A 23,602-nucleotide genomic window follows, 5' to 3' on the forward strand; every position below is an offset into this window, starting at 1 on the left:
GTTAAAGAGCTTTTCCTTTTTGAGCTTCGCTCAAATCGGACGGCCATTTTAGCGATTTAAGTTTTAGTGTCAACCACTATTTTCAAAACTTTTTTCAAGCGCTTAGCTTGGCTAATTTGACCTGCTGATTCGTTTTGGTTTCCTAAGAAGCCATCCCGTGTCAGCGAGGTGGCATTATAGAGATTTCGATCACACTGGCAAGCCCTTTTTTAAGTTTTTTTCGTTTTTTTATTCGTTCGATTAAAAAGAACTCAAAACGCCTCAAAAGCAGGCTTTTATCTTACATATTCTTCAGTTTTTCAGTGAACAAAGAGACTTTTTCCCAGTTTGTGTACTCAACTTCCTTCGTTGTATCCGTTTCACCACCTGTCATATTCATAATAAAGCGGATCATGGTTCTATCGAACCAGTTATAACGTGGGTAATAGAGGGCACCTGCAAATACACCGATTAAAGTCGGCTGCCATGGAGACTTGGTAAGGAACTTCTTAATATACGCACTGCCTTCTGGTGTATCTTTGCCTTGGTCTTCTTTACGCGCCGTTAAGTTAACACAGAAGAACGCAACCTTGCTTGATTGCAACTGAGTAAGGTTGGCATCAATAAATTGATATAGCTTCTTATTAAGGTGGCCATAACGAATCGATGCGCCAATCAACACTCTGTCGTACTGAGCAAAGTCCACCTTGCCAATAGTGTGCAGATCTTGAAGCTCACATTCGAACTCACTCATTTCTTCTTTTATATAGTTCAAGATTTTCTTGGTCTGCCCTTCACGGCTTGAATACAAAAATAGAACTTTTGCCACAATGTTGTCCTTAGCTACGCCAAAACGTAGGGGTCAATAAGATTAATAAGGTGAAGATTTCTAATCGGCCAAACAGCATAGATACGATAAGTACCCATTTTGCTTTGTCGTTCACATCGCCAAAGTGCACCGCGACTTCACCAAGGCCCGGGCCAAGGTTATTTAATGTCGCCGCTACCGCAGAGAAAGCACTCAACTCGTCCATACCAGTTGCAATAAGAGCCAGCATACAAACCACAAACACTAATGCGTATGCAGAGAAGAAGCCCCAGACCGCATCTACAACACGTTGTGGTAGTGCAGAACCGCCAACCTTGATGGTATAGACAGCCCGTGGGTGAACAAGACGCTTCATTTCACGAGCACCTTGCAGAGTAAGTAGTAAGATTCGAATCACTTTCATACCACCACCCGTAGAACCTGCACATCCCCCTATAAAAGAAGAGAACAAAAGCAGTACGGGTAAGAACAATGGCCACTCTGAGAAACCCGTCGTTGTAAAACCCGCGGTCGTAGAGATAGACACGGTTTGGAACAAGGCTTGGTCGAAAGCATCGTAGTACGAATCATAAGAGTGATGATTGAGCAGTAATAAGAAACAAACCAAGAACAGTACTGCCTGAATAAAGATAAAGGCGCGGAACTCAGGATCTTTCCAATAATACTTAGGATGCACACCACCTGAAGCAAATGCAGCAAAGTGAAGCGAATAGTTACATGCGGATATAAGAAGGAACACAACTGTAATCATGTTGATCGCAGGGCTATTGAAATACCCCATGCTCGCATCGTGAGTCGAGAAGCCACCAATCGCAATAGTAGAGAAGCTATGACTGATGGCATCAAAGAAGCTCATCCCAGCAAGCCAAAACGCCACTGCACAAGCAATGGTTAAGCTCAGGTAGATGTACCAAAGCGCTTTTGCCGTTTCAGCAATACGCGGAGTCATCTTGCTATCTTTTACTGGACCCGGGATTTCAGCACGATATAACTGCATACCACCGATACCCAGAACAGGGAGGATAGCTACCGCTAATACGATGATACCCATACCACCAAACCATTGTAGGAACTGACGATAAAAAAGAATCGCCTTAGGCAGATCATCGAGGCCGACAATTACGGTCGCACCTGTCGTAGTTAATGCAGAGAAGGATTCGAAGAAAGCATCGGTTACCGACACATTGGGGTTATCGGCGATCAAAAACGGCAGCGCACCCGCACTACCGATTACCGTCCAAAACAGAACAACAATCAAAAAGCCATCACGCGCTTTCAATTCATGCTTATAACGTCGGTTTGGAAACCAGCAAGTTGCTCCACAGAATAAGAGAACGAAGAAGGTCGTCACAAATGGCACACCCGCACCATCTCGATAGATCAGTGCGACGAGCGCAGGAGCAAGCATTGATACACTAAAAAGTGCTAATAATAATCCGACGATTCGAATAATTGAGCGAAATTGCATGAGCTATTGAACGAAGCGAAATGCTTCACACTTCCTAGTTGTCTTTGACTTTCGTTACCAGTGCCTTAGCACCGCTTTTATTGATCATGGTTTGGGTAAACGAATCTACCTGAAGGAGCTCTATTTCAATAATAAGCTCAACTTGAACACCATAATCCGCTTGGATCTCAACAGCCTGATGCTGAGCCATGATGGATTGTGCGATCGGCACAAAGCCATAGTCTAACTCTAGCCGTAATTTTGTGGTTATTTTTTTCTCGATAGTTTGAAGCAGCTTGAGAGCTTGTTGTACGCCACCGCCGTAAGCCTTAACCAAACCGCCGGTTCCAAGCTTAATTCCGCCAGAGTAGCGCGTCACAACAGCCGTTAATTCACCGACACCAGAGCCCGATAGTTGCGCCAAGATAGGCTTACCCGCTGTACCCGAGGGTTCACCATCATCACTGAAACCCCAAAGCATTGAGTCTTCAGGTCGACCAGCAACAAAACCCCAACAGTTATGTCGTGCTGAAGAATGCTCTTTTTTCACCTGTTCTACGAACTGTTTTGCAGCTTCAACACTTGGAGTATGAGCAAGATGCGTAATAAAGACGCTCTTTTTTATCTCTTCTTCAAACAGAGCCGACGCAGAAGGTATTAAATAAGGCTGTTCATTCATATCGTTAACTTAGTTAATAAGAGCGACGAAGTGTATCACGCGTGAATAATAAGGGTTAGAGGATCTGTGCTATCGCACAATGTTAAACAATTGTTTAAAAAATGTATTGAAATTAATCAAGCAGAGGTACAGACTAAGATAACTGGTCTTACCAGGTATTCTACAATAATAGAAAGATAACAAGATTCTCTCAAACAATCGTGGATTGTATGTCATGGAGATAGACAATGATTTACCAAGCTAACACCCTACAGGTAAAGGAATTACAAGATGGTATTGCGGAATTAAGCTTCTGTGCACCAGCCTCTGTAAACAAACTCGACCTTGCTACTTTAGAATCACTAGATAAAGCGTTAGATGCTCTTAATGCTCACGCAGGATTACGTGGTTTAATCTTAACTTCAAACAAAGACGCGTTCATTGTAGGCGCAGACATCACTGAATTTCTTGGCCTATTTGCTAAGCCAGAAGCAGAACTTGATGAATGGTTAAGATTCGCTAATTCAATCTTCAGCAAGCTCGAAGACCTTCCTGTCCCAACTCTTTCAATGATGCGTGGCCATGCCCTTGGCGGCGGCTGTGAATGTGTACTCGCTACCGATTTCCGTATCGGTGACAAGACCACCAGCATTGGCCTACCTGAAACCAAACTTGGCATCATGCCTGGTTTTGGTGGTTGTGTACGCCTACCTCGTGTTATCGGTGCTGACAGCGCAATGGAAATTATCACGCAAGGCAAAGCATGCCGTGCAGATGAAGCGCTTAAAGTTGGCTTGTTAGATGCGATTGTTGAAACAGACCAGTTACTAGAATCGGCAATCAATACCGTTTCTCTGGCTGCTAATGAAAAATTAGACTGGCAGCTACGCCGTAAACAAAAGACATCAGCGCTTTCACTAAGCAAACTCGAAGCGATGATGAGCTTTACCATGGCGAAGGGCTTAGTTGCTCAAAAAGCAGGGCCTCACTACCCAGCTCCGATTACTTCTGTGATTGCGATTGAAGAAGCAGCACGCAGCAATCGCGATGCAGCACTCGACATCGAACGTAAGCACTTCGTTAAGCTAGCGAAATCGGAAGAAGCAAAAGCATTAGTTGGCTTATTCCTGAATGACCAGTACATCAAAGGCTTAGCGAAACAAGCGGGTAAGTCAGCAAACAAAGCAACTGAGCGTGCAGCCGTACTTGGTGCAGGTATCATGGGCGGCGGTATTGCTTACCAATCAGCTCTAAAAGGCGTGCCAGTGATGATGAAAGACATCGCACAAGCATCGCTTGATCTAGGTATGAACGAAGCATCTAAGCTGTTGAATAAACGCTTATCACGCGGTCGCTTAGATGGATTCAAGATGGCAGGTATTCTGTCTTCTATTACTCCAAGCCTGCATTACGCGGGTGTAGAACAGTCGGATGTGATTGTTGAAGCAGTAGTAGAAAACCCGAAAGTAAAAGCAGCAGTACTGAGCGAAGTGGAAGGTTTGGTTGGTGAAGACACGGTTCTAACATCAAACACCTCTACAATTCCGATCAACCTGTTAGCGAAATCTCTAAAACGCCCAGAAAACTTCTGTGGCATGCACTTCTTTAACCCAGTACACCGCATGCCTTTGGTTGAGATCATCCGTGGCGAGCATACTTCAGAAGAAACAATCAATCGCGTGGTTGCTTACGCAGCGAAGATGGGTAAATCCCCTATCGTTGTTAACGACTGCCCAGGCTTCTTCGTTAACCGTGTACTTTTCCCTTACTTTGGCGGTTTCAGCATGTTGCTACGTGACGGCGCTGACTTCACCAAGATCGATAAAGTGATGGAACGTAAGTTCGGCTGGCCAATGGGCCCAGCATACTTGCTAGACGTTGTGGGCCTAGATACAGCACACCACGCACAAGCCGTAATGGCGCAAGGTTTCCCAGAGCGTATGGGCAAAGAAGGTCGTGATGCGATCGACGCGCTTTATGTCGCTGAAAAATACGGCCAGAAGAACGGCAGCGGTTTCTACACATACAGCGTAGACAAGCGTGGTCGTCCGAAGAAGACCTTCTCTGAAGACATTCTTCCTATCTTGGCTGACGTATGTCAAGCACCACAAGATTTTGATGACCAAACAATTATCCAGCGCGTGATGATTCCAATGATCAACGAAGTGGTGCTTTGTCTAGAAGAAGGCATTATCGCGACACCGCAAGAAGCGGATATGGCACTGGTTTACGGTTTAGGCTTCCCTCCATTTAGAGGCGGCGTATTCCGCTACTTAGACAGTGTGGGCATTGGTAACTTCGTTGAAATGGCGAAAGGCTACCAAGACTTAGGTGCAATGTACCAAGTTCCTCAGCTATTGCTTGATATGGCAGCGAAGGGCGAAAGCTTTTACGACAGCCAACAAGCCAGTTCTCTGTAACCCACATTTGGAAAAGGAATAGCAAAATGAAAAATGTAGTTGTTGTTGATTGCCTTCGCACCCCAATGGGACGTTCCAAAGGTGGAGCTTTCCGTCACACTCGTGCTGAAGATCTGTCTGCACATTTGATGAAAGGCATTTTAGAGCGCAACCCAGAAGTAAACCCTGTCGAAATTGAAGATATTTACTGGGGTTGTGTACAACAAACACTAGAGCAAGGCTTCAACGTTGCACGTAACGCTGCCTTGCTTGCTGGTCTACCGATTGAGATTGGTGCTGTAACAGTCAACCGTTTATGTGGTTCATCTATGCAAGCTTTGCATGATGCAACTCGCTCTATCATGGTTGGTGATGCTGAAATCTGCCTGATTGGTGGTGTGGAGCACATGGGCCACGTACCAATGAACCATGGTGTTGATTTTCACCCAGGCATGTCAAAACACGTAGCAAAAGCGGCCGGCATGATGGGGCTAACCGCTGAGATGTTAGGCAAAATGCACGGTATTAGCCGTGAAGACCAAGATGCATTCGCAGCACGCTCACATGCTCGCGCTCAAGCAGCTACGGTTGAAGGTCGTTTCAAAAATGAAATCCTGCCAACCGAAGCTCACGCTGCAGACGGTTCTCTGTTCACTCTGGATTACGACGAAGTCATTCGCCCAGAGACAACAGTTGAAGGCTTATCCCAGCTGCGTCCGGTATTTGACCCAGCAAACGGCACAGTAACAGCAGGTACTTCATCAGCTCTGTCTGATGGTGCTTCTGCAATGCTTATCATGAGCGAAGAAAAAGCTAACGCACTTGGCCTTAAGATTCGCGCTCGCGTGAAGTCTATGGCTATCGCTGGCTGCGATCCTTCAATCATGGGTTACGGCCCAGTACCAGCAACCCAAAAAGCACTTAAACGTGCAGGACTAACCATTGAAGACATGGGTGTGATTGAGTTAAACGAAGCGTTTGCTGCTCAATCTCTACCTTGTGCTAAAGACTTAGGTCTACTGGATGTTGTTGACGAGAAAGTAAACCTTAACGGCGGTGCGATTGCTCTGGGTCACCCACTAGGCTGTTCTGGTTCTCGTATCTCGACGACGCTAATCAACCTGATGGAAGCACAAGACGTGAAATACGGCTTGGCGACTATGTGTATTGGTTTAGGCCAAGGTATTGCAACGGTATTTGAACGCCCATAGCGTTTACTGACTGTAATATTTGAAGGGTAATCTTTTGTGCAGCTATATTTATATAGCTGCACTTTTTATTGCTTGGCATCCAACAATGCATCGATTGCGTTCAGCGAACTCAACGAGAGAAAAACCAACCCTGACATCTATGCACAAAACGCATATATTCAATGTTGATGTTTCATTATTTTTTCTCGGATGATTCAACTAAAGTTACTTCAGTTTCCTAATATTCCTCCACGGAGCAGATCATGTTTAAAGCACTTGTACTAAACCAAGAAGACAAAAAAACTATCGCGTCAGTTTCTCAAATTGAAGAATCTCAATTACCAGAAGGTAACGTGAAGATTGATGTTAGCTACTCTTCTTTGAACTACAAAGATGGTTTGGCGATTACAGGTAAAGGGCGCATTGTTCGTAACTTCCCTATGGTTCCTGGTATCGACCTTTCAGGTGTGGTTTCACAATCTGATGACCCACGCTACAAAGCAGGCGACGAAGTTGTTTTAACGGGTTGGGGTGTTGGTGAAGGTCACTGGGGCGGCATGGCTGAAAAAGCGAGCCTAAACGGTGATTGGTTAGTGCCAATGCCTAAAGGTCTAGACGCTAAGAAAGTCATGGCGATCGGTACAGCAGGCTTCACGGCAATGCTTTGTGTGCAAGCTATCGTAGATGCAGGCATCAAACCAGAAGACGGTGAAATCCTAGTTACCGGCGCAAGTGGCGGTGTAGGTAGCGTATCTATCACTCTACTAAACCAACTGGGCTACAAAGTGGCAGCAGTGACTGGCCGTGCTTCTGTAAACGGTGAACTACTTAAATCACTAGGCGCGACACGTATTGTAGAGCGTGCTGAACTAGAAGAACCAGCTAAGCCACTAGAAAAACAACTGTGGGCTGGCGCTATCGATACGGTAGGCAGCAAAGTGCTTGCGAAAGTATTGGCGCAAATTGATTACAACGGTGCGGTTGCGATGTGTGGTCTAGCAGGCGGTTTTGACTTACCAACCACGGTAATGCCATTCATTCTGCGTAACGTTCGCCTACAAGGTGTTGATTCTGTAATGTGCCCTCGTGAAAAACGTATTAAAGCGTGGGAACAACTGGCTGAGCTACTACCAGAATCTTTCTACGCTCAAGCAACCAAAGAAGTGTCTTTAGACGGTGCAATTCAAGCAGCAGAAGACATCACTAACGGTCAAATCACTGGTCGCGTAGTCATTAAACTATAGATTCTCAAACATAAAGTTATCAAACCTTAAGCAACGGCTTTAGACTTGGATAACCCAAAACAACAAAGGGCTGATTTTTATCAGCCCTTTTGCGTTTTTGTCATTCGGGTCAAGTGAACTCAGACTCAGATCCGGTTAACCCAAACCGACATCCGCAATCCGTTTTTGAATCAACTCACCACACTCTTCTTTTACCACTCTTCTTAACCATTGTTGTGAAGCAGAAGAATCGCAACGCGAGTGCCAGATCAGTGAGTAATCAAACGGCATAAATTCAAATGGTAATGGCTTAACAACCAAGTCATAACGCTCTGCTACCAAATAAGCCAAATCAGCAGGCACAGTAATCACCAACGGCATTCTATCAACAATCGCCAATGCAGCTTCAAGGTGATAAGCACGCAACACCATTTTACGAGGCTGTTGATTGGCTAACGCGTTGTCTAATAAAGCCTTAACACCATCACTGATCGCAATCATCGCATGTGGGAGTGAAACATAGTCTTCAAGGCTTAAAGGTTGATCGGCTAATGGATGGTTTTTAGATAACAGACACGACACACCAACCGGCCCCAAGACTTCTTGATGAAGTGGTGCAATGCTGCCACTCGGACGACAGATCGCCATATCAACGCGTTCGGTGCTGAGCTGTTTAAACAAATGCTCATGCTGCAACGGAGCAAACTCCAAAGAGATATTGGGTGCTTGTTCATAAATCTTAGGCAACGCATAAGGCAAGATGGTTTGCATCGCATAATCGGTGGTAGCGATCAGAAAACGTTCGCTGCAATAGTAAGGGTCAAAGTCACTCGGACTCAGCAATTGGCGAAAAGACTCCAAAGGCTGATCAATACGCTGACTGATCTCGAGTGCTTTCTTGGTAGGAATAAGGTGCTGACCTTGACGTGTAAACAACGGATCGTTTAGTAATTCTCTTAAACGCCCTAATACTCGACTGGTTGCGGATTGGCTTAAGTTAAGACGAAGCGCGGCCTGGCTTACGCTGCCCTCTTCAATCAATACCTTTAAAGCGACCAATAAATTAAGGTCTCTACGATAGATGTCTTCTAATTCCACGCCACTTACCTAGCTGTATACGATTGCCATTAGTCACTAAGTTGTTTATAGCATGCTTTAGATAAAAAAAATCCCGCAATTACGCGGGGAAGCCCAAGAAAATTTGGGGATAGTGTCGGAATGTTGTCGTATCGGAATTCGCTTGCTGTATTCGGGTTAGTGCTCTTGCTCTTCGGCTATGCCTTGCCAACGGCGCATCTCTACCCAAATACCAATAATCGTTGCTACTATGCCAAAAATAGGCATCAGTGAGGTCTCTGTCGATGAGCGTAGTACTAACGCACAAAAAGAAATAAAACAGAGAACCGAATAAATTGTTAATCTATCTAATCCTGTCAACATCGCCACTCCTTAGCTAGTTGCCTTTGCTTCAAGTTGTTATCAACTTGTTAACTAAGTTATAGGAAATGATTCTGTTTGCCAAGCACTTATTGCATATTTTTTCTGCAGACGTATTATTCACTCGTTAGATAGATATAGAGATACAAACCATGACATTCAAACCTGAACTGGCAACCCATACTTTAGAAGCTGAAGGCCTGCGTTGCCCGGAACCAGTAATGATGGTCAGGAAGACAATTAGAAACATGCAGGATGGCGATGTGTTACTGGTAAAAGCTGACGATCCTTCGACAACTCGAGATATTCCGAGCTTTTGTCGATTCATGGATCACCAGTTGGTAGGCCAAGCAACAGAAACGTTGCCTTACCAGTATTTGATCAGAAAGGGATTGGAGGCGTAACGCCCCACCGACTATCAAGTATCAAAAAAGCCGCTCGTACCTTATGTTCTTAAACAGAACTCAGAGTACGAGCGGCTTTTTGTTTATTCGCTTCTAGATTTGTTTTGCAGATGCTCCAGCTGATGCTGAATTTCTCGGATATCTTTGCGCATCGGAATAATATGCGCGACCCGAATCCAAGCCTCTACCGCAAGTGCAGTCATGATGATGGCACCCGCGACCATTGGCAGCCACATGTCCGTCAACACCATGCCTAACAGTGTAAGTGCAAGACCAAAAGTAAATAGATAACTTTGGCTTTGTGGAGTAATACCCATATAACGCGTCAACATAATCATGCCCTCGTGTTCTTAACTCACAAGATTAAAATATCATGACAAGTATGACAGTTATATGTCCATTCGCTCGATAAACCCCACAATACTGTAAGAGTATGACCTACAACACATTACTCTACTGATTGAGTATAATAAGACTCAAAACACTTACGAGTAAAACGCAGCAGCGATAGCTAAACCCACGAATAGCAAGGCTGTGATCTTACGAATCAGATCAAGAGGCATCTTATCAGCAGACAGCTTACCGATGATCACCACAGGCACATTTGCCAGCAACATACCAATGGTTGTACCCAGAATCACCCACGCTAATGCATCCGCATATTGAGCCCCTAGGATAGAGGTCGCAATTTGGGTTTTATCGCCGATCTCAGCAATAAAGAAAGCGATAAAACTGGCGACAAACGGTCCTCGATTTGAGATCTGTTCATCGTCATCTAACTTATCGGGAATCAAAATCCAGCCAGCCATCGCAATGAAACTGACCACCAGCACCCACTTTAATACTTCAGGTGAAAGATAATCAGCAACCACGACCCCGAGCCATGCTGCAAGGGCATGATTGGCAATGGTGGCAAAGAAGATAGCTGCGATGATAGGTATCGGCTTGCGATATCGACTGGCTAATAAAAGAGATAGCAACTGAGTCTTATCACCGATCTCGGCTAAGGCGACAGTTGTAATTGAAATTGCTAAAACGCTCACGACATGCTCATTTGGGATGGGGATTATTATATTTAACCAAAGACAAACCTCGCGCCCCATCCCGGTTCACGATGCTTGTCTATGGTCTTGCTAAGCACCACCAAGGTGGTGGTTGCCTCGAACGCCATGATGATTTTGCATCAATTATGTTGACGAACGAACTCATTCAATAGGATATGAATAAGTAAGCTACTCCCCAAAGACCGCGAGATTTTAATAGCCCATGCTTTCAAACACAAGTGTCAAAGTTATCAAAATATCCACTTGTGCCGAAAAACAAACATTAAAGGCACAAAAATCCACTAAACGACATTTTAGACCACTAATTAAACAAGATTACCCCTACTCGCTTTACGAATATCTCGGTATACTCAGAGGTTATTTTTCTCATTCATTTAAAAGAATCGCGCGAACCTGACTATGCAAAAATACGATATCAAAACCTTCCAGGGAATGATCCTCGCGCTGCAGGATTACTGGGCTCAAAACGGTTGTACCATTGTTCAACCTCTAGATATGGAAGTAGGTGCAGGCACCTCTCACCCAATGACATGTCTACGAGCACTTGGCCCAGAGCCAATGTCTACAGCTTACGTTCAACCTTCTCGTCGTCCGACCGATGGCCGTTACGGTGAAAACCCGAACCGTCTGCAGCACTACTACCAATTCCAAGTAGCGCTAAAACCATCGCCAGACAATATCCAAGAGTTGTACCTAGGCTCCCTAGAGGTTCTTGGTGTTGACCCACTTGTTCACGACATTCGCTTCGTTGAAGATAACTGGGAAAACCCAACACTAGGCGCATGGGGCCTTGGTTGGGAAGTATGGCTAAACGGCATGGAAGTAACTCAGTTTACTTACTTCCAACAGGTTGGCGGCCTTGAGTGTAAGCCAGTAACTGGCGAGATCACTTACGGTATCGAGCGTCTAGCAATGTACATCCAGGAAGTAGATTCTGTTTACGACCTAGTATGGAACGTAGCACCAGACGGTTCTAACGTGACTTACGGTGACATCTTCCACCAAAACGAAGTTGAGCAATCGACGTACAACTTCGAGCACGCAGACGTAGATTTCCTATTCACTTTCTTCGACCAGTGCGAGAAAGAGTGTAAAGAGCTACTTGAGCTTGAGAAGCCACTGCCGCTTCCAGCTTACGAGCGCATTCTAAAAGCAGGTCACGCATTCAACATCCTTGATGCGCGCAAAGCTATCTCTGTAACAGAGCGTCAACGTTACATCCTTCGTATCCGCAACCTGACTAAATCAGTTGCTGAAGCGTACTACGCGTCACGTGAAGCGCTTGGCTTCCCAATGTGTAAGAAGGAAGGTAAATAATCATGGCGAAGAATTTTCTAATTGAACTGGGTACGGAAGAGCTTCCACCAACAGCACTTCGTTCTCTAGCAGAAGCGTTTGCTTCTAACTTTGAAGCAGGTCTTAAAACGGCTGAGCTTTCTCACGAAGGCATCAAGTGGTACGCAGCACCTCGTCGTCTAGCACTTAAAGTAACGGCACTGGCTGAAGGCCAAGCAGACAAAGTGGTTGAGAAACGTGGCCCTGCTGTTTCTGTGGCATTCGATGCTGAAGGCAACGCGACCAAAGCGGCACAAGGTTGGGCTCGTGGTAACGGTATTACTGTTGAGCAAGCTGACCGTCTGAAAACAGACAAAGGCGAGTGGCTTCTTTTCAAACAAGAAGTAGCTGGCAAACCAGTTCAAGAATTGGTGATGGACATTGCTGCGAAAGCACTGGCTGGCCTACCAATTCCTAAAGCAATGCGCTGGGGTAACTCAGACATTCAATTTATCCGTCCAGTAAAAACACTGACAGTACTACTAGGTGATGAGCTTGTTGAAGGCGAAATCCTAGGCGTAGCATCTGCTCGTACTATCCGTGGCCACCGTTTCATGGGCGAACAAGAGTTCACAATCGACTCTGCTGACCAATACCCTGCGATCCTAGAAGAGCGCGGTAAAGTAATGGCAGATTACGAAGCGCGTAAAGCGATCATCCTTGCTGATTCGAAAAAAGCGGCAGCTGCGGTTGGCGGTACAGCTGACCTAGAAGATGACCTTGTTGAAGAAGTAACGTCTCTGGTTGAATGGCCAGTAGTACTGACAGCGAAGTTTGAAGAAGAGTTCCTAAAAGTCCCTTCTGAAGCTTTGGTTTACACCATGAAGGGTGACCAAAAGTACTTCCCTGTTTACGATGACAACAAGAAGCTACTACCGAACTTCATCTTCGTATCGAACATCGAGTCTAAAGAGCCTCGTCACGTTATCGAAGGTAACGAGAAAGTGGTACGCCCACGTCTTGCTGATGCTGAATTCTTCTTCAACACAGACCGTAAGCGCCCGCTTATCGACCGTCTTGCTGAACTAGACCAGGCTATCTTCCAGAAGCAATTGGGTACTATCAAAGACAAAACAGACCGCATCACAGAGCTTGCAGGCTACATTGCTGAGCAAATCGATGCTGACGTTGAAAAGTCTAAACGTGCTGGCCTACTGGCTAAGTGTGACCTAATGACCTCTATGGTATTCGAATTTACGGATACTCAAGGTGTGATGGGCATGCACTACGCGACTCACGACGGTGAAGACGAGCAAGTTGCACTGGCACTTTACGAGCAATACATGCCTCGTTTCGCGGGTGACGATCTACCAAGCACTGGTATCTCTTCAGCAGTAGCAATGGCAGACAAGCTAGACACTATCGTAGGTATCTTCGGTATTGGCCAAGCACCAAAAGGTTCTGACCCATTTGCACTTCGTCGTGCGTCTCTAGGTGTGCTACGTATCATCGTTGAAAACGGCTACAACCTAGACCTAACCGATCTGATCGGCAAAGCGAAAGAGCTACTAGGCGACAAGCTGACTAACAAAAACGTAGAAGCTGACGTTATCGACTTCATGCTAGGTCGTTTCCGCGCATGGTACCAAGATGCTGGTTTCAGCGTTGATATCATCCAAGCGGTACTAGCACGTCGTCCAACTAAGCCTGCTGACTTTGACCAACGTGTTAAAGCGGTTTCTCACTTCCGTGAACTGGAAGCAGCAGAAGCACTAGCAGCAGCGAACAAGCGTGTAGGTAATATCCTTGCGAAATTCGATGGCGAGCTACCAGCTGAAATCGACCTAACGCTTCTTCAAGAAGACGCAGAGAAAGCACTGGCTGAAAACGTTGAAGTAATGACGGAAGCACTAGAACCAGCATTCGCAACAGGTAACTACCAAGAAGCCCTAAGCAAGCTTGCTGATCTACGTGAACCAGTTGATGCATTCTTCGATAACGTAATGGTTATGGCTGATGACGAAGCGCTTAAGAAGAACCGTCTAACGCTACTGAACAACCTACGTAACCTGTTCCTACAGATTGCTGACATCTCTCTACTGCAAAAATAAGCACAAGTGAGACAATTACTCTAAGTCATACTCTGAGTAATTAACGGTAAACACCCAAAGGGAAGCGAAAGCTTCCCTTTTTGTTTTTGTGAACCAAGCATTTGTTTGTAGAGGTCTTATTGATTAACTGAATGAAACAGCACTCAGACTGTAGAGGGCATTGTTTGCTATAACTGACCTGTTTATTCAGGGGAAGGGAACAATGAAAAAAACAGTACTCGCGCTTTCAATACTCGCACTCAGCGCATGCAGCCAAACCAGTGACAACAACCTATTACTGACAATTGATAACGACACTGTCGTATTCGAATCATCCGGTAAAGGCACCGTGATTGCAGAACAGGAACTCGCGAAAGGTAGCTATACCTTCTCTATCAGCGATACTCAAAATACCTGTGGCACCAACTATGCGCTGGCTGAAGAAAACCGCATCAAATTCAATAAACCCCTTCGCCTAGACGACTGCGCCGAGAAGTCTGAATTAGATATCAAGATCTTTCGCGCTAACACCTATCAGTTTATGCTCAACCCACAAACCAATGAACTGACCGTTCAGATAAAGCCGAAGCAACAACAAGTACAAAGCTTTGCTTGTCCGGTTCCTAGTGACGAACCAACCATCATCGACGTTGCTCAAACCTTTGATGATGGCACCGTGGTTAGAGACGCTCTTTCAGGCAAACAAGTCACAATAACGAATGGCAGCGTCACCATGCAGCCAGCAGAAAATAGCCAAGGTGTTCTGCTGCTTGAGAAAGTAGAACCAGAAACCAAAGCTGACTTTAGTTGGGATAACGCCACGGTTTACTTCGTAATGACTGACCGTTTCCACAATGGTAATCCTGATAACGACAACAGTTACGGTCGCAACCAAGATGGACAAGACGAAATCGGCACCTTCCACGGTGGTGACTTGGCAGGCTTAACCGAAAAACTCGATTACATAGAATCACTCGGTGCTAATGCTATCTGGATAACGTCTCCGTTAGAGCAAATCCACGGCTGGGTTGGCGGCGGTGATCGAGGTGACTTCAAACACTACGGCTACCACGGCTACTACCATCAAGATTGGACCAAGCTCGATGACAACATGGGCACCGAAGACGAGCTAAAAACCTTCATCGATACCGCGCATAGCAAAGGCATTCGTGTTGTTTGGGATGTGGTAATGAACCACACCGGCTATGCGACGCTTGCCGACATGCAAGAGTTTGATTTTGGTAAGCTCAACCTAACTGACGAAGAAGCCAAGCAAACACTTGGCGAAAACTGGACAGATTGGCAACCTGCCAAAGGTCAGAACTGGCACTACTTCAACAACTACATCTCTTACAGCGACAAAGAAGCGTGGGAAAAGTGGTGGGGCAAAGCTTGGCTACGCAGCGATATCGGCGCCTATGACTCTCCGGGCTACAATAACCTCACCATGTCTTTGGCGCATCTGCCCGATTTCAAAACAGAGTCGACAGAGACAATCGGGCTGCCTAATTTCTATCGCAATAAGTCCACCAGCGCGACCGATGAACTCAAAACACCTCGTAACCATTTAATCACTTGGTTATCGGATTGGGTGCGCGAATATGGTGTCGATGGTTTCAGGGTCGATACCGCTAAACACGTTGAACTCGAAGCATGGGCAGAACTGAAAGAGAGCACCAACCAGGCACTTGCCGAGTGGAAACAGAACAACCCAGACAAGGCCTTGGATGACCTGCCATTTTGGATGACTGGCGAAGTATGGGCACACAGCGTGGTCAAATCAGATTACTTCGCTAACGGATTTGATTCGATCATCAACTTTGAATTCCAGAGTGATATCGCACCAAAGGCGCTCAAGTGCCTATCCGATCTTGATGCTGATTACCTTCGATACGCAGAGAAGATCAACAACGACAGCGAGTTCAACGTACTGAGTTACCTTTCGTCTCACGACACCTCGCTATTCTGGACACAACATGGCAGTGACTTTGCAAAACAAACCAAAGCTGCAAACGCGTTGATGCTGGCTCCCGGTGCGGTACAGATCTATTACGGCGATGAAATCGCCCGAGACTTTGGCCCAACGGGTTCTGATCCAATGCAAGGCACACGCTCAGACATGCCTTGGGATCAAATCACTGGCGAACGTGCAGAGCTGCTAGAACACTGGCAAGCGCTTGGCCAATTCCGCCAACGCCACCCAGCCGTTGCTCAGGGTAAGCACATCATCCGTAACAGCAAGGGCTACTATGCGTTCGAACGCCAATACCAAGATGACAAGGTATTAGTCGTTTATACCGGTTCGAACTAAACCTTCATTAACATATACACCAGAAACTAAAGGGGAAGCTTAGGCTTCTCCTTTTTTTATCGCTAAAGGTACGTTCAATAAGCAAGCTGTCACTCATTAACCAAACTTTATAGAAGTTTTTTACGTGTTAGAGCATTTGGCGCTATGCGTCGCAAAAACATTGCGGTATGTTCAAGGAATACACTGATGGCAGACATAAGGTCTGCCTTAATGACACGTAACAAGCAATCACAATGAATTAGGTAAAATTAGTAATGCAGTTCTCTAAGTTTGGCGAAAAGTTTAATCGATACTCTGGAATCACTCGTTTAATGGATGATTTGAATGATGGCCTGCGCACTCCTGGCGCTATCATGCTCGGTGGTGGCAACCCAGCCGCTATCCCTGCCATGCTCGATTACTTTAACCAAGCCAGTGCCGACATGCTCGCCAGTGGAGAACTCATCGCCGCCCTCGCCAACTACGATGGTCCGCAGGGTAAAGACAGCTTCATCAAATCGTTAGCGGCAATGCTGAAAGAGACCTACGGTTGGGACATCAGCGAGAAGAACATCAGCCTGACTAATGGCAGTCAAAGTGGCTTCTTCTACCTATTCAACCTGCTAGCAGGCCAACAGCCTGACGGCTCACATAAGAAAATCCTACTGCCGATCGCACCGGAATACATCGGCTACGGCGACGCGGGTATTGATGACGATATTTTTATCTCTTACCACCCAGAGATCGAACTGCTAGAAAACCGTCAGTTTAAATACCACGTTGATTTTGAACAACTAAAGGTTGATGACTCAGTCGCGGCTATCTGTGCATCTCGTCCAACCAACCCAACGGGTAACGTACTGACCGACGAAGAAGTGCGTAAACTGGATAAACTGGCGCGTGAAAACAACATCCCACTGCTGATCGACAATGCTTACGGCCTGCCGTTTCCTAACATCATCTTTGAAGATGTCGAGCCGCTCTGGAATGAAAATACGATTCTGTGCATGAGCCTTTCTAAGCTTGGTTTGCCGGGTGTGCGTTGCGGTATCGTAATTGCGAGTGAAGAAGTAACACAAGCATTGACCAACATGAATGGCATCATTAGCTTAGCGCCAAACAGTGTTGGCCCTGCAATTGCTAATCACATGATTGAAAAAGGCGATTTACTGCGCTTAAGTAGCGAGGTAATCAAACCTTTCTATAAAGATAAGTCACTACGTGCAGTTGAACTGTTACAAGACGCTATCGACGACCCTCGCTTCCGTATTCACAAGCCTGAAGGCGCTATCTTCTTATGGCTATGGTTTGATGAGCTGCCGATCACCACAATGGAACTGTACGACCGCCTTAAAGCTCGCGGCGTATTGATTGTTCCGGGTGAATACTTCTTTATCGGCCAAGAAGACGAGTGGGATCATGCCCATCAATGTCTACGTATGAACTACGTGCAAGATGATGAGGCGATGCAGAAAGGCATTGCTATCATTGCTGAAGAAGTGAAAAAGGCTTACTCAGAGCAGTAATAAGAGCTTTTAGCTTACCGCAGGTCAAATACAAAAAGAGCACCTAATGAGGTGCTCTTTCACTTTTACTTCCCGATATTTTTTAGCTCTAAGGAGCTAACAGTAATTAGCCTTCTAGTAGACTATTACCATTGATAGCAATCTTACGTGGTTGCATCGCTTCTGGGATTTCGCGTTCGAGGTCGATGTGAAGAAGACCATTTTCCATGCTTGCACCTACCACTTTTACGTAGTCAGCCAGTTGGAATTTACGCTCGAAATCGCGCTCTGCGATACCTTGGTATACGAAGGTTTTCTCTGCTTCTGCTTTACGCTCACCTTTCACAATTAGCATGTTCTCTTTCTGAGTCAGATCTAATTGGTCATCAGCAAAACCAGCGACTGCCATAGTAATACGGTAGTTGTTCTCGTCTTTTTGCTCGATGTTGTATGGAGGGTAACCGCCAGAAGAGTTCTTCGATGTATTCGCTTCCATCATGTTGAATAGACGATCGAAGCCGATTGCGTTGCGGTAAAGTGGAGTGAAATCTACAGTTCTCATAATGCTATCCTTTTAGTAAGCAATAGTCTTAGCTGCGAATTTTACTTGGATCTAACCTGTGTGTGACCCAGTAAACAGCTAAGAGATTCAATTCGCATTCCTCGGGTTTCACCTCTATTGGCGACAACGCTGGGACATGGCAATGAATCAATTTTTAAGTTGTGTGCTGCCAAAGTTATCCTCTATTGAGCGATACTTCGTTAGCGGTAATGAAGGTTCTGTTTCTTCTCTTGTAGAGCAAGACAGTCATCCTCTTCACAAATAGATATATGGATTGAGCAAAATAGTTTCAAGGGGTTATTTTCAATTATTTTTGCAACTCAATATTTTTCAATATCTTACAAACATAAAAAAGCACCATCCAAAGGATAGTGCTTTAAAATGATTTTAGTTTTTTGAGACGAATCTATTTGGCTTTAGTTCAAGGAAGAGGCGCGGAGCATACGAATGTATGTGAGCACCTCTGACACAGAAATTAAGCCAAAGAGCGAAGTATCAAAGAGACTAAACGTCTAGGTTTGCTACTTTCAGTGCATTCTCTTCGATGAAGTTACGACGAGGTTCAACTTGGTCACCCATTAGCGTCGTAAACAACAAATCAGCACCAACAGCGTCTTCAATTGTTACTTGCATCATACGGCGAGTTTCAGGATCCATTGTGGTTTCCCAAAGTTGATCCGGGTTCATCTCGCCTAGACCTTTGTATCGCTGTAGGCTTAGACCACGACGAGACTCTTTCACTAACCAGTTCAGAGCATCAACGAAGCTAGAAACTTCTTGAGTACGCTCACCACGCTTAATGTAAGCGCCTTCTTCAATCAAGCCATCAAGAGCTTCAGAAAGATCCGCTAGCTTACCAAACTCTTTAGAGTTAATAAGATCGATGCTTAGTAGGTGTTCATGAGTCACACCATGAGTACGAACCACAATCTTAGGAACGCTTAAGCCTAGCTCTTCGTGTTTTTCAACTTCAAGGCTGTATTGGCTTGCACCTACTTCTTTCGCGTTTAGCTGTTCAACAAGCTGCTTACCCCAAGCTTCAACTGCCGCGTCATCATGACACTGCTCGGCCGTTAGACGAGGAACGTAAATCAGTTCGTGAACCAATGCGCGTGGGTAACGGCGGCTCATACGATCAACAAGCTTGATGCCTGCATTGTATTGCTGAACAAGCTTCTCTAAACCTTCACCTGCAAATGCTGGCGCTTCAGGGTTTACGTGCAGTTCTGCGTTGTCTAAAGCCAAAGATACTTGATACTGGTTCATCGCATCTTCATCTTTAATGTACTGCTCTTGCTTACCTTTCTTCACTTTGTAAAGTGGCGGTTGAGCAATGTAGATGTAGCCACGTTCAATCAGCTCTGGCATTTGACGGTAGAAGAACGTCAGTAGCAGGGTACGGATGTGAGAACCATCGACATCGGCATCGGTCATGATGATGATGTTGTGGTAACGCAGTTTATCTGGGTTGTATTCGTCACGACCAATACCACAACCAAGAGCGGTGATTAGCGTTGCTACTTCTTGAGAAGACAGCATTTTATCGAAACGTGCTTTCTCTACGTTAAGGATTTTACCTTTCAGCGGTAGGATTGCTTGGTTCTTACGGTTACGCCCCTGCTTAGCTGAACCGCCAGCAGAGTCTCCTTCCACAATATATAGTTCAGACAGTGCAGGATCTTTTTCCTGACAGTCAGCAAGCTTACCAGGAAGACCCGCTAAATCTAATGCGCCTTTACGACGAGTCATTTCACGAGCTTTACGCGCTGCATCACGAGCACGTGCTGCATCAATAATTTTAGAACAAACTGTTTTCGCTTCACCTGGGTTCTCAATAAGGAACTCAGACAACTTCTCACCCATTGTAGATTCAACGGCAGACTTCACTTCTGAAGAAACCAGCTTATCTTTAGTTTGGCTTGAGAACTTAGGATCAGGCACTTTAACAGAAACAATCGCCGTCAGACCTTCACGAGCATCATCACCAGAGGTCGCAGTCTTCGCTTTCTTAGAGAAGCCTTCCTTGTCCATGAAGCTGTTCAGAGTACGCGTTAGCGCCGCACGGAAACCTGCTAAGTGAGCACCACCATCGCGTTGAGGGATGTTGTTGGTGAAACAGTAGATGTTTTCTTGGTAGCCGTCATTCCACTGCATCGCAACTTCAACGGTAATACCGTCTTCGCGCTCAGAGTTAAAGTGGAAGATTTTTTGGATGATTGGCGTTTTGTTAGTATTAAGGTGTTCAACAAACGCTTGGATACCGCCTTCGTATTCGAAGTGATCCATTTTGTCTTCTTCGCGCTCGTCAATTAGCTTAATTGATACACCTGAGTTCAAGAATGATAGCTCACGTAGACGCTTAGCTAAAATGTCGTAATGGAACTCGATGTTAGTGAAGGTTTCTTCACTCGGCCAGAAACGAATCTCTGTACCTGTTTTATCCGTGTCACCGATAACCGCTAGTGGCGCTTGAGGCTCACCGTGGCTGTAGGTTTGAGTGTGGATTTTGCCACCGCGGTGGATAGTAAGAGTAACTTGCTTAGAAAGTGCGTTCACTACTGAAACACCAACACCGTGCAGACCACCAGATACCTTGTACGAGTTATCATCGAACTTACCACCAGCGTGAAGAACCGTCATGATTACTTCGGCTGCAGATACGTTTTCTTCTGGGTGCAATTCTGTTGGAATACCACGGCCGTCATCGCTCACAGACACAGAACTATCTTCATGGATAGTTACAATGATGTCATTACAGTGACCAGCTAGCGCTTCATCAATAGAGTTATCTACCACCTCAAAAACCATGTGGTGCAGACCGGTACCATCATCCGTGTCGCCAATGTACATTCCAGGACGCTTACGTACCGCATCCAGACCCTTCAGTACTTTAATACTCGATGAATCGTAATTATCTGACATAGTTACTCTCTGACTAATTATCCTTGCTCTATTTTGCCATGTTCCACATGAAACATCCTGCTATTTTCGTCATGCATATCTGCAATCTGATCAGCGGTAATAGAGCTTACAAAAACTTGAGCCTGGGTCGCCTTTAAACACTCAGCAAGACGTGCTCGGCGTTGGCTATCTAATTCGGAAGCGAAGTCATCTATCAAATAGATGCACTGCTTACCTGTCATTTGAGTGAGGTGTTGCCCTTGTGCTACTCGTAGCGCGCACACCATCAACTTCAATTGACCTCGTGACAAGACATCTTCCACTGGAGTGCCGTTCACTTTTATCTTCAGATCCGCTTTGTTTGGCCCACTAAAGGTGTAACCAAGCTGCTGATCCCTTTCAAAATTCTTTTCTAATATATCGGCGTACGGGGTGTCTTTGTCCCAGCCACGATAGTAGTTAATCTTTATCTCAAACTCAGGAAGGAAGGTCGCACAGATTTCTTCGGCGACTTCTTTGAGCTGATCAACGTAGGTGGCACGCCACTGACTGATGCTTTCTGCTAAACGGGCCAATTCTTGGTCCCAATAGCTCAGCTCTCGATAGTGCGTTGCCGTTTTCAATAAGGCGTTTCGCTGCTTATTGAGGCGCTTTACCCTGCCCCACGCATCATAAAAGCCCGACTCACTGTGGAAGACTCCCCAATCAATGAATGCTCGGCGATGCTTAGGTCCATCGGTTAGTAAATCAAACCCTTCAGGGTGAATCAACTGCAAAGGTAAGACTTGAGCTAACTGAGCCAACTTTTGCCCAGTTTGACCGCTTATTTTAACCTCTGTCGTGCCATCGCGCTGCTTATTAATGCCAATTGGCAGCTCAAATTGATCCGAGGTCATAAAACGGCCATGTACAAACAGCTCACTACACTCGTTTTGTATGATACGACCGGTAAGTGAACTCTTGAATGAGCGACCATGTCCGAGCAGATACACCGCTTCAAGGACACTGGTTTTGCCGCTTCCGTTAGCCCCTATAAGAAAGTTAAAGCCTGATGACGGTTGAATGTCACAGGCTTCAATATTTCTAAACTGCTTAACGATTAAGCGCGATAAAGGCATAACGTCTTCATATTAATCTTCAATCACGACTCGGTAGGTCAACATAGGGCAGCTTATAAGCGAATTGGCATAACAACGTACATCGCGCTGTCATCTTGCGCGTTCTCGATAAGAGCACTCGCATTGGCGTCTGACATTGAGATGCGAACTTGTTCACAACGCAGTGTGTTCAGAACATCCAATACGTAGCTTACGTTGAAGCCAATCTCTAGCGCGTCACCGTCGAAGTTAACATCGAGTACTTCTTCTGCTTCTTCTTGCTCTGGGTTGTTCGCGGTAATGCGCATCTCGCTATCCGCAAGGTTAACGCGAACACCACGGAATTTTTCATTCGATAGAATCGCAGCACGAGAAAATGCTGAACGTAATTCATCACAGCCAGCTTCAAGTGTCTTGGTGGTATTTTGCGGCATTACGCGGCGATAATCAGGGAAACGACCATCAACCAGCTTAGAAGTGAAGACATAGTTGTTCACTTCAGCTCGCACGTTAGAGTTACCAATTTGCAGTGTTACTGGCTGTTCAGGTGCATCCAATAGCTTCACTAACTCTTGAACACCTTTACGAGGAACAATGATCTGCTTCTGAGCAAAATCCGCACCCAGTTGTGCTTGAGATACTGCCATACGGTGACCATCGGTCGCTACGCTGCGCAGGATAGAGCCTTCAATCTCAAACAACATACCGTTGAGGTAGTAACGAACATCTTGGTTCGCCATTGAGAATTGTGTTTTCTCGATAAGACCGCGAAGTTCAGCTTGTGTCACTGACACTTCAACTTCACTGCTCCAGTCTTCAATATTTGGAAAATCTGCCGCAGGTAATGTTGCTAAAGAGAAGCGGCTACGACCAGAGCGAACCTGAATACGGTCACCATCCAATACCACCGTGATCACTGAGTTATCTGGCAATCCACGGCAGATATCTAGGAATTTACGTGAAGGTACGGTAATGCTACCCGCTTCGAAATCACCTTCAAGCGTTACACGGCTGATCAGTTCAACTTCTAGATCCGTCGCTGTCATCGACAACACGTTATCTTCTACTTTAATCAGTAGGTTTCCTAGAATTGGAAGCGTTGGCCTGCCACCGAGTGCGCCAGATACTTGTTGTAATGGCTTAATCAGGTGACTACGTTCAATGGTAAATTTCATATCTTGCTCTTACGGTCTAAATGGCACTGCGTAATAGTACGTGGCCAAGATTCTGCTTATTAAGGTTAAGAATACTG

Annotated in this window: 19 protein-coding genes and 1 riboswitch; of the genes, 8 read left to right on the forward strand and 11 right to left on the reverse strand. The window is 45.6% G+C overall.

Annotated elements, in window-relative coordinates:
* Positions 1–280: 280 nt before the first annotated feature.
* The 3 genes from hemG to AB4507_RS09265 are packed head-to-tail and all read right to left on the reverse strand — an operon-like array spanning position 281 to position 2,934.
* Positions 281–808 (reverse strand): menaquinone-dependent protoporphyrinogen IX dehydrogenase, encoded by a 528-nt coding sequence (gene hemG / locus AB4507_RS09255; protein ID WP_017058824.1) that lies wholly within the window; start codon positions 806–808, stop codon positions 281–283.
* Positions 809–818: 10 nt separating this feature from the next.
* Complete coding sequence (locus AB4507_RS09260) at positions 819–2,276, reverse strand: TrkH family potassium uptake protein (protein ID WP_008223210.1); 1,458 nt, start codon at positions 2,274–2,276, stop codon at positions 819–821.
* Positions 2,277–2,310: 34 nt separating this feature from the next.
* Complete coding sequence (locus AB4507_RS09265) at positions 2,311–2,934, reverse strand: YigZ family protein (RefSeq protein ID WP_372182570.1); 624 nt, start codon at positions 2,932–2,934, stop codon at positions 2,311–2,313.
* 227 nt (positions 2,935–3,161) lie between these two features.
* Here AB4507_RS09265 and fadB point away from each other — a divergent pair, with 227 nt between their 5' ends.
* From fadB to AB4507_RS09280, 3 genes are all read left to right on the forward strand, one after another.
* Entirely contained in the window at positions 3,162–5,333 is a 2,172-nt protein-coding gene (gene fadB / locus AB4507_RS09270; RefSeq protein WP_372135609.1) for a fatty acid oxidation complex subunit alpha FadB, read from the forward strand.
* A gap of 26 nt (positions 5,334–5,359) precedes the next feature.
* The gene (gene fadA, locus AB4507_RS09275) at positions 5,360–6,523 is read left to right on the forward strand and encodes an acetyl-CoA C-acyltransferase FadA (RefSeq protein WP_017058821.1); all 1,164 of its coding nucleotides are present in this window, start codon (positions 5,360–5,362) and stop codon (positions 6,521–6,523) included.
* A gap of 242 nt (positions 6,524–6,765) precedes the next feature.
* Positions 6,766–7,746 carry an MDR family oxidoreductase gene (locus AB4507_RS09280; protein WP_017058820.1) on the forward strand — a complete coding sequence of 327 codons (981 nt, stop codon included), beginning with the start codon at positions 6,766–6,768 and terminating at the stop codon, positions 7,744–7,746.
* Positions 7,747–7,881: 135 nt separating this feature from the next.
* Here the strand turns inward: AB4507_RS09280 and AB4507_RS09285 are convergent, their stop codons facing one another.
* The gene (locus AB4507_RS09285) at positions 7,882–8,823 is read right to left on the reverse strand and encodes a LysR family transcriptional regulator (protein WP_004736673.1); all 942 of its coding nucleotides are present in this window, start codon (positions 8,821–8,823) and stop codon (positions 7,882–7,884) included.
* Between the two features lie 156 nt (positions 8,824–8,979).
* Complete coding sequence (locus AB4507_RS09290; RefSeq protein ID WP_004736674.1) at positions 8,980–9,165, reverse strand: hypothetical protein; 186 nt, start codon at positions 9,163–9,165, stop codon at positions 8,980–8,982.
* 149 nt (positions 9,166–9,314) lie between these two features.
* On the opposite strand from AB4507_RS09290, the gene tusA reads away from it, so the two are divergent.
* Positions 9,315–9,566, forward strand: coding sequence for a sulfurtransferase TusA (gene tusA, locus AB4507_RS09295; protein WP_004736675.1), 252 nt, complete (start codon positions 9,315–9,317; stop codon positions 9,564–9,566).
* An 83-nt stretch (positions 9,567–9,649) separates the two neighbouring features.
* Here tusA and AB4507_RS09300 read toward each other — a convergent pair whose 3' ends face one another.
* Both AB4507_RS09300 and AB4507_RS09305 read right to left on the reverse strand, forming a co-directional pair.
* The gene (locus AB4507_RS09300) at positions 9,650–9,904 is read right to left on the reverse strand and encodes a hypothetical protein (RefSeq protein ID WP_017058818.1); all 255 of its coding nucleotides are present in this window, start codon (positions 9,902–9,904) and stop codon (positions 9,650–9,652) included.
* A 147-nt stretch (positions 9,905–10,051) separates the two neighbouring features.
* On the reverse strand, positions 10,052–10,609 hold the full coding sequence (locus tag AB4507_RS09305) for a TMEM165/GDT1 family protein (RefSeq protein WP_004739245.1): 558 nt from the start codon (positions 10,607–10,609) through the stop codon (positions 10,052–10,054).
* A gap of 93 nt (positions 10,610–10,702) precedes the next feature.
* Positions 10,703–10,819: riboswitch (yybP-ykoY riboswitch) on the reverse strand.
* 210 nt (positions 10,820–11,029) lie between these two features.
* Here AB4507_RS09305 and glyQ point away from each other — a divergent pair.
* The 4 genes from glyQ (at position 11,030) to AB4507_RS09325 (ending at position 17,811) form a co-directional block, all read left to right on the forward strand.
* A complete protein-coding gene (gene glyQ / locus AB4507_RS09310) occupies positions 11,030–11,947 on the forward strand; it encodes a glycine--tRNA ligase subunit alpha (RefSeq protein ID WP_017058815.1) in 918 nt (305 codons plus the stop codon).
* Between the two features lie 2 nt (positions 11,948–11,949).
* Complete coding sequence (gene glyS / locus AB4507_RS09315) at positions 11,950–14,016, forward strand: glycine--tRNA ligase subunit beta (RefSeq protein WP_017071788.1); 2,067 nt, start codon at positions 11,950–11,952, stop codon at positions 14,014–14,016.
* Positions 14,017–14,218: 202 nt separating this feature from the next.
* On the forward strand, positions 14,219–16,306 hold the full coding sequence (locus tag AB4507_RS09320) for an alpha-amylase (protein ID WP_372182572.1): 2,088 nt from the start codon (positions 14,219–14,221) through the stop codon (positions 16,304–16,306).
* Positions 16,307–16,560: 254 nt separating this feature from the next.
* Positions 16,561–17,811, forward strand: coding sequence for a valine--pyruvate transaminase (locus tag AB4507_RS09325; RefSeq protein WP_017058812.1), 1,251 nt, complete (start codon positions 16,561–16,563; stop codon positions 17,809–17,811).
* Positions 17,812–17,917: 106 nt separating this feature from the next.
* On the opposite strand, the gene AB4507_RS09330 is transcribed toward AB4507_RS09325, so the two are convergent.
* The 4 genes from AB4507_RS09330 to dnaN form a co-directional block, all read right to left on the reverse strand.
* Positions 17,918–18,352, reverse strand: coding sequence for an Hsp20 family protein (locus AB4507_RS09330; RefSeq protein ID WP_009848140.1), 435 nt, complete (start codon positions 18,350–18,352; stop codon positions 17,918–17,920).
* Between the two features lie 504 nt (positions 18,353–18,856).
* Positions 18,857–21,274 (reverse strand): DNA topoisomerase (ATP-hydrolyzing) subunit B, encoded by a 2,418-nt coding sequence (gene gyrB / locus AB4507_RS09335; RefSeq protein ID WP_017058811.1) that lies wholly within the window; start codon positions 21,272–21,274, stop codon positions 18,857–18,859.
* 17 nt (positions 21,275–21,291) lie between these two features.
* On the reverse strand, positions 21,292–22,371 hold the full coding sequence (gene recF, locus AB4507_RS09340) for a DNA replication/repair protein RecF (RefSeq protein WP_017058810.1): 1,080 nt from the start codon (positions 22,369–22,371) through the stop codon (positions 21,292–21,294).
* Positions 22,372–22,424: 53 nt separating this feature from the next.
* The gene (gene dnaN / locus AB4507_RS09345; RefSeq protein ID WP_017058809.1) at positions 22,425–23,525 is read right to left on the reverse strand and encodes a DNA polymerase III subunit beta; all 1,101 of its coding nucleotides are present in this window, start codon (positions 23,523–23,525) and stop codon (positions 22,425–22,427) included.
* Between the last annotated feature and the right edge of the window lie 77 nt (positions 23,526–23,602).

This window comes from Vibrio sp. 10N.222.54.A3 (assembly GCF_041474095.1).
GTDB classification, from domain to species: Bacteria; Pseudomonadota; Gammaproteobacteria; order Enterobacterales; family Vibrionaceae; genus Vibrio; species Vibrio crassostreae_C.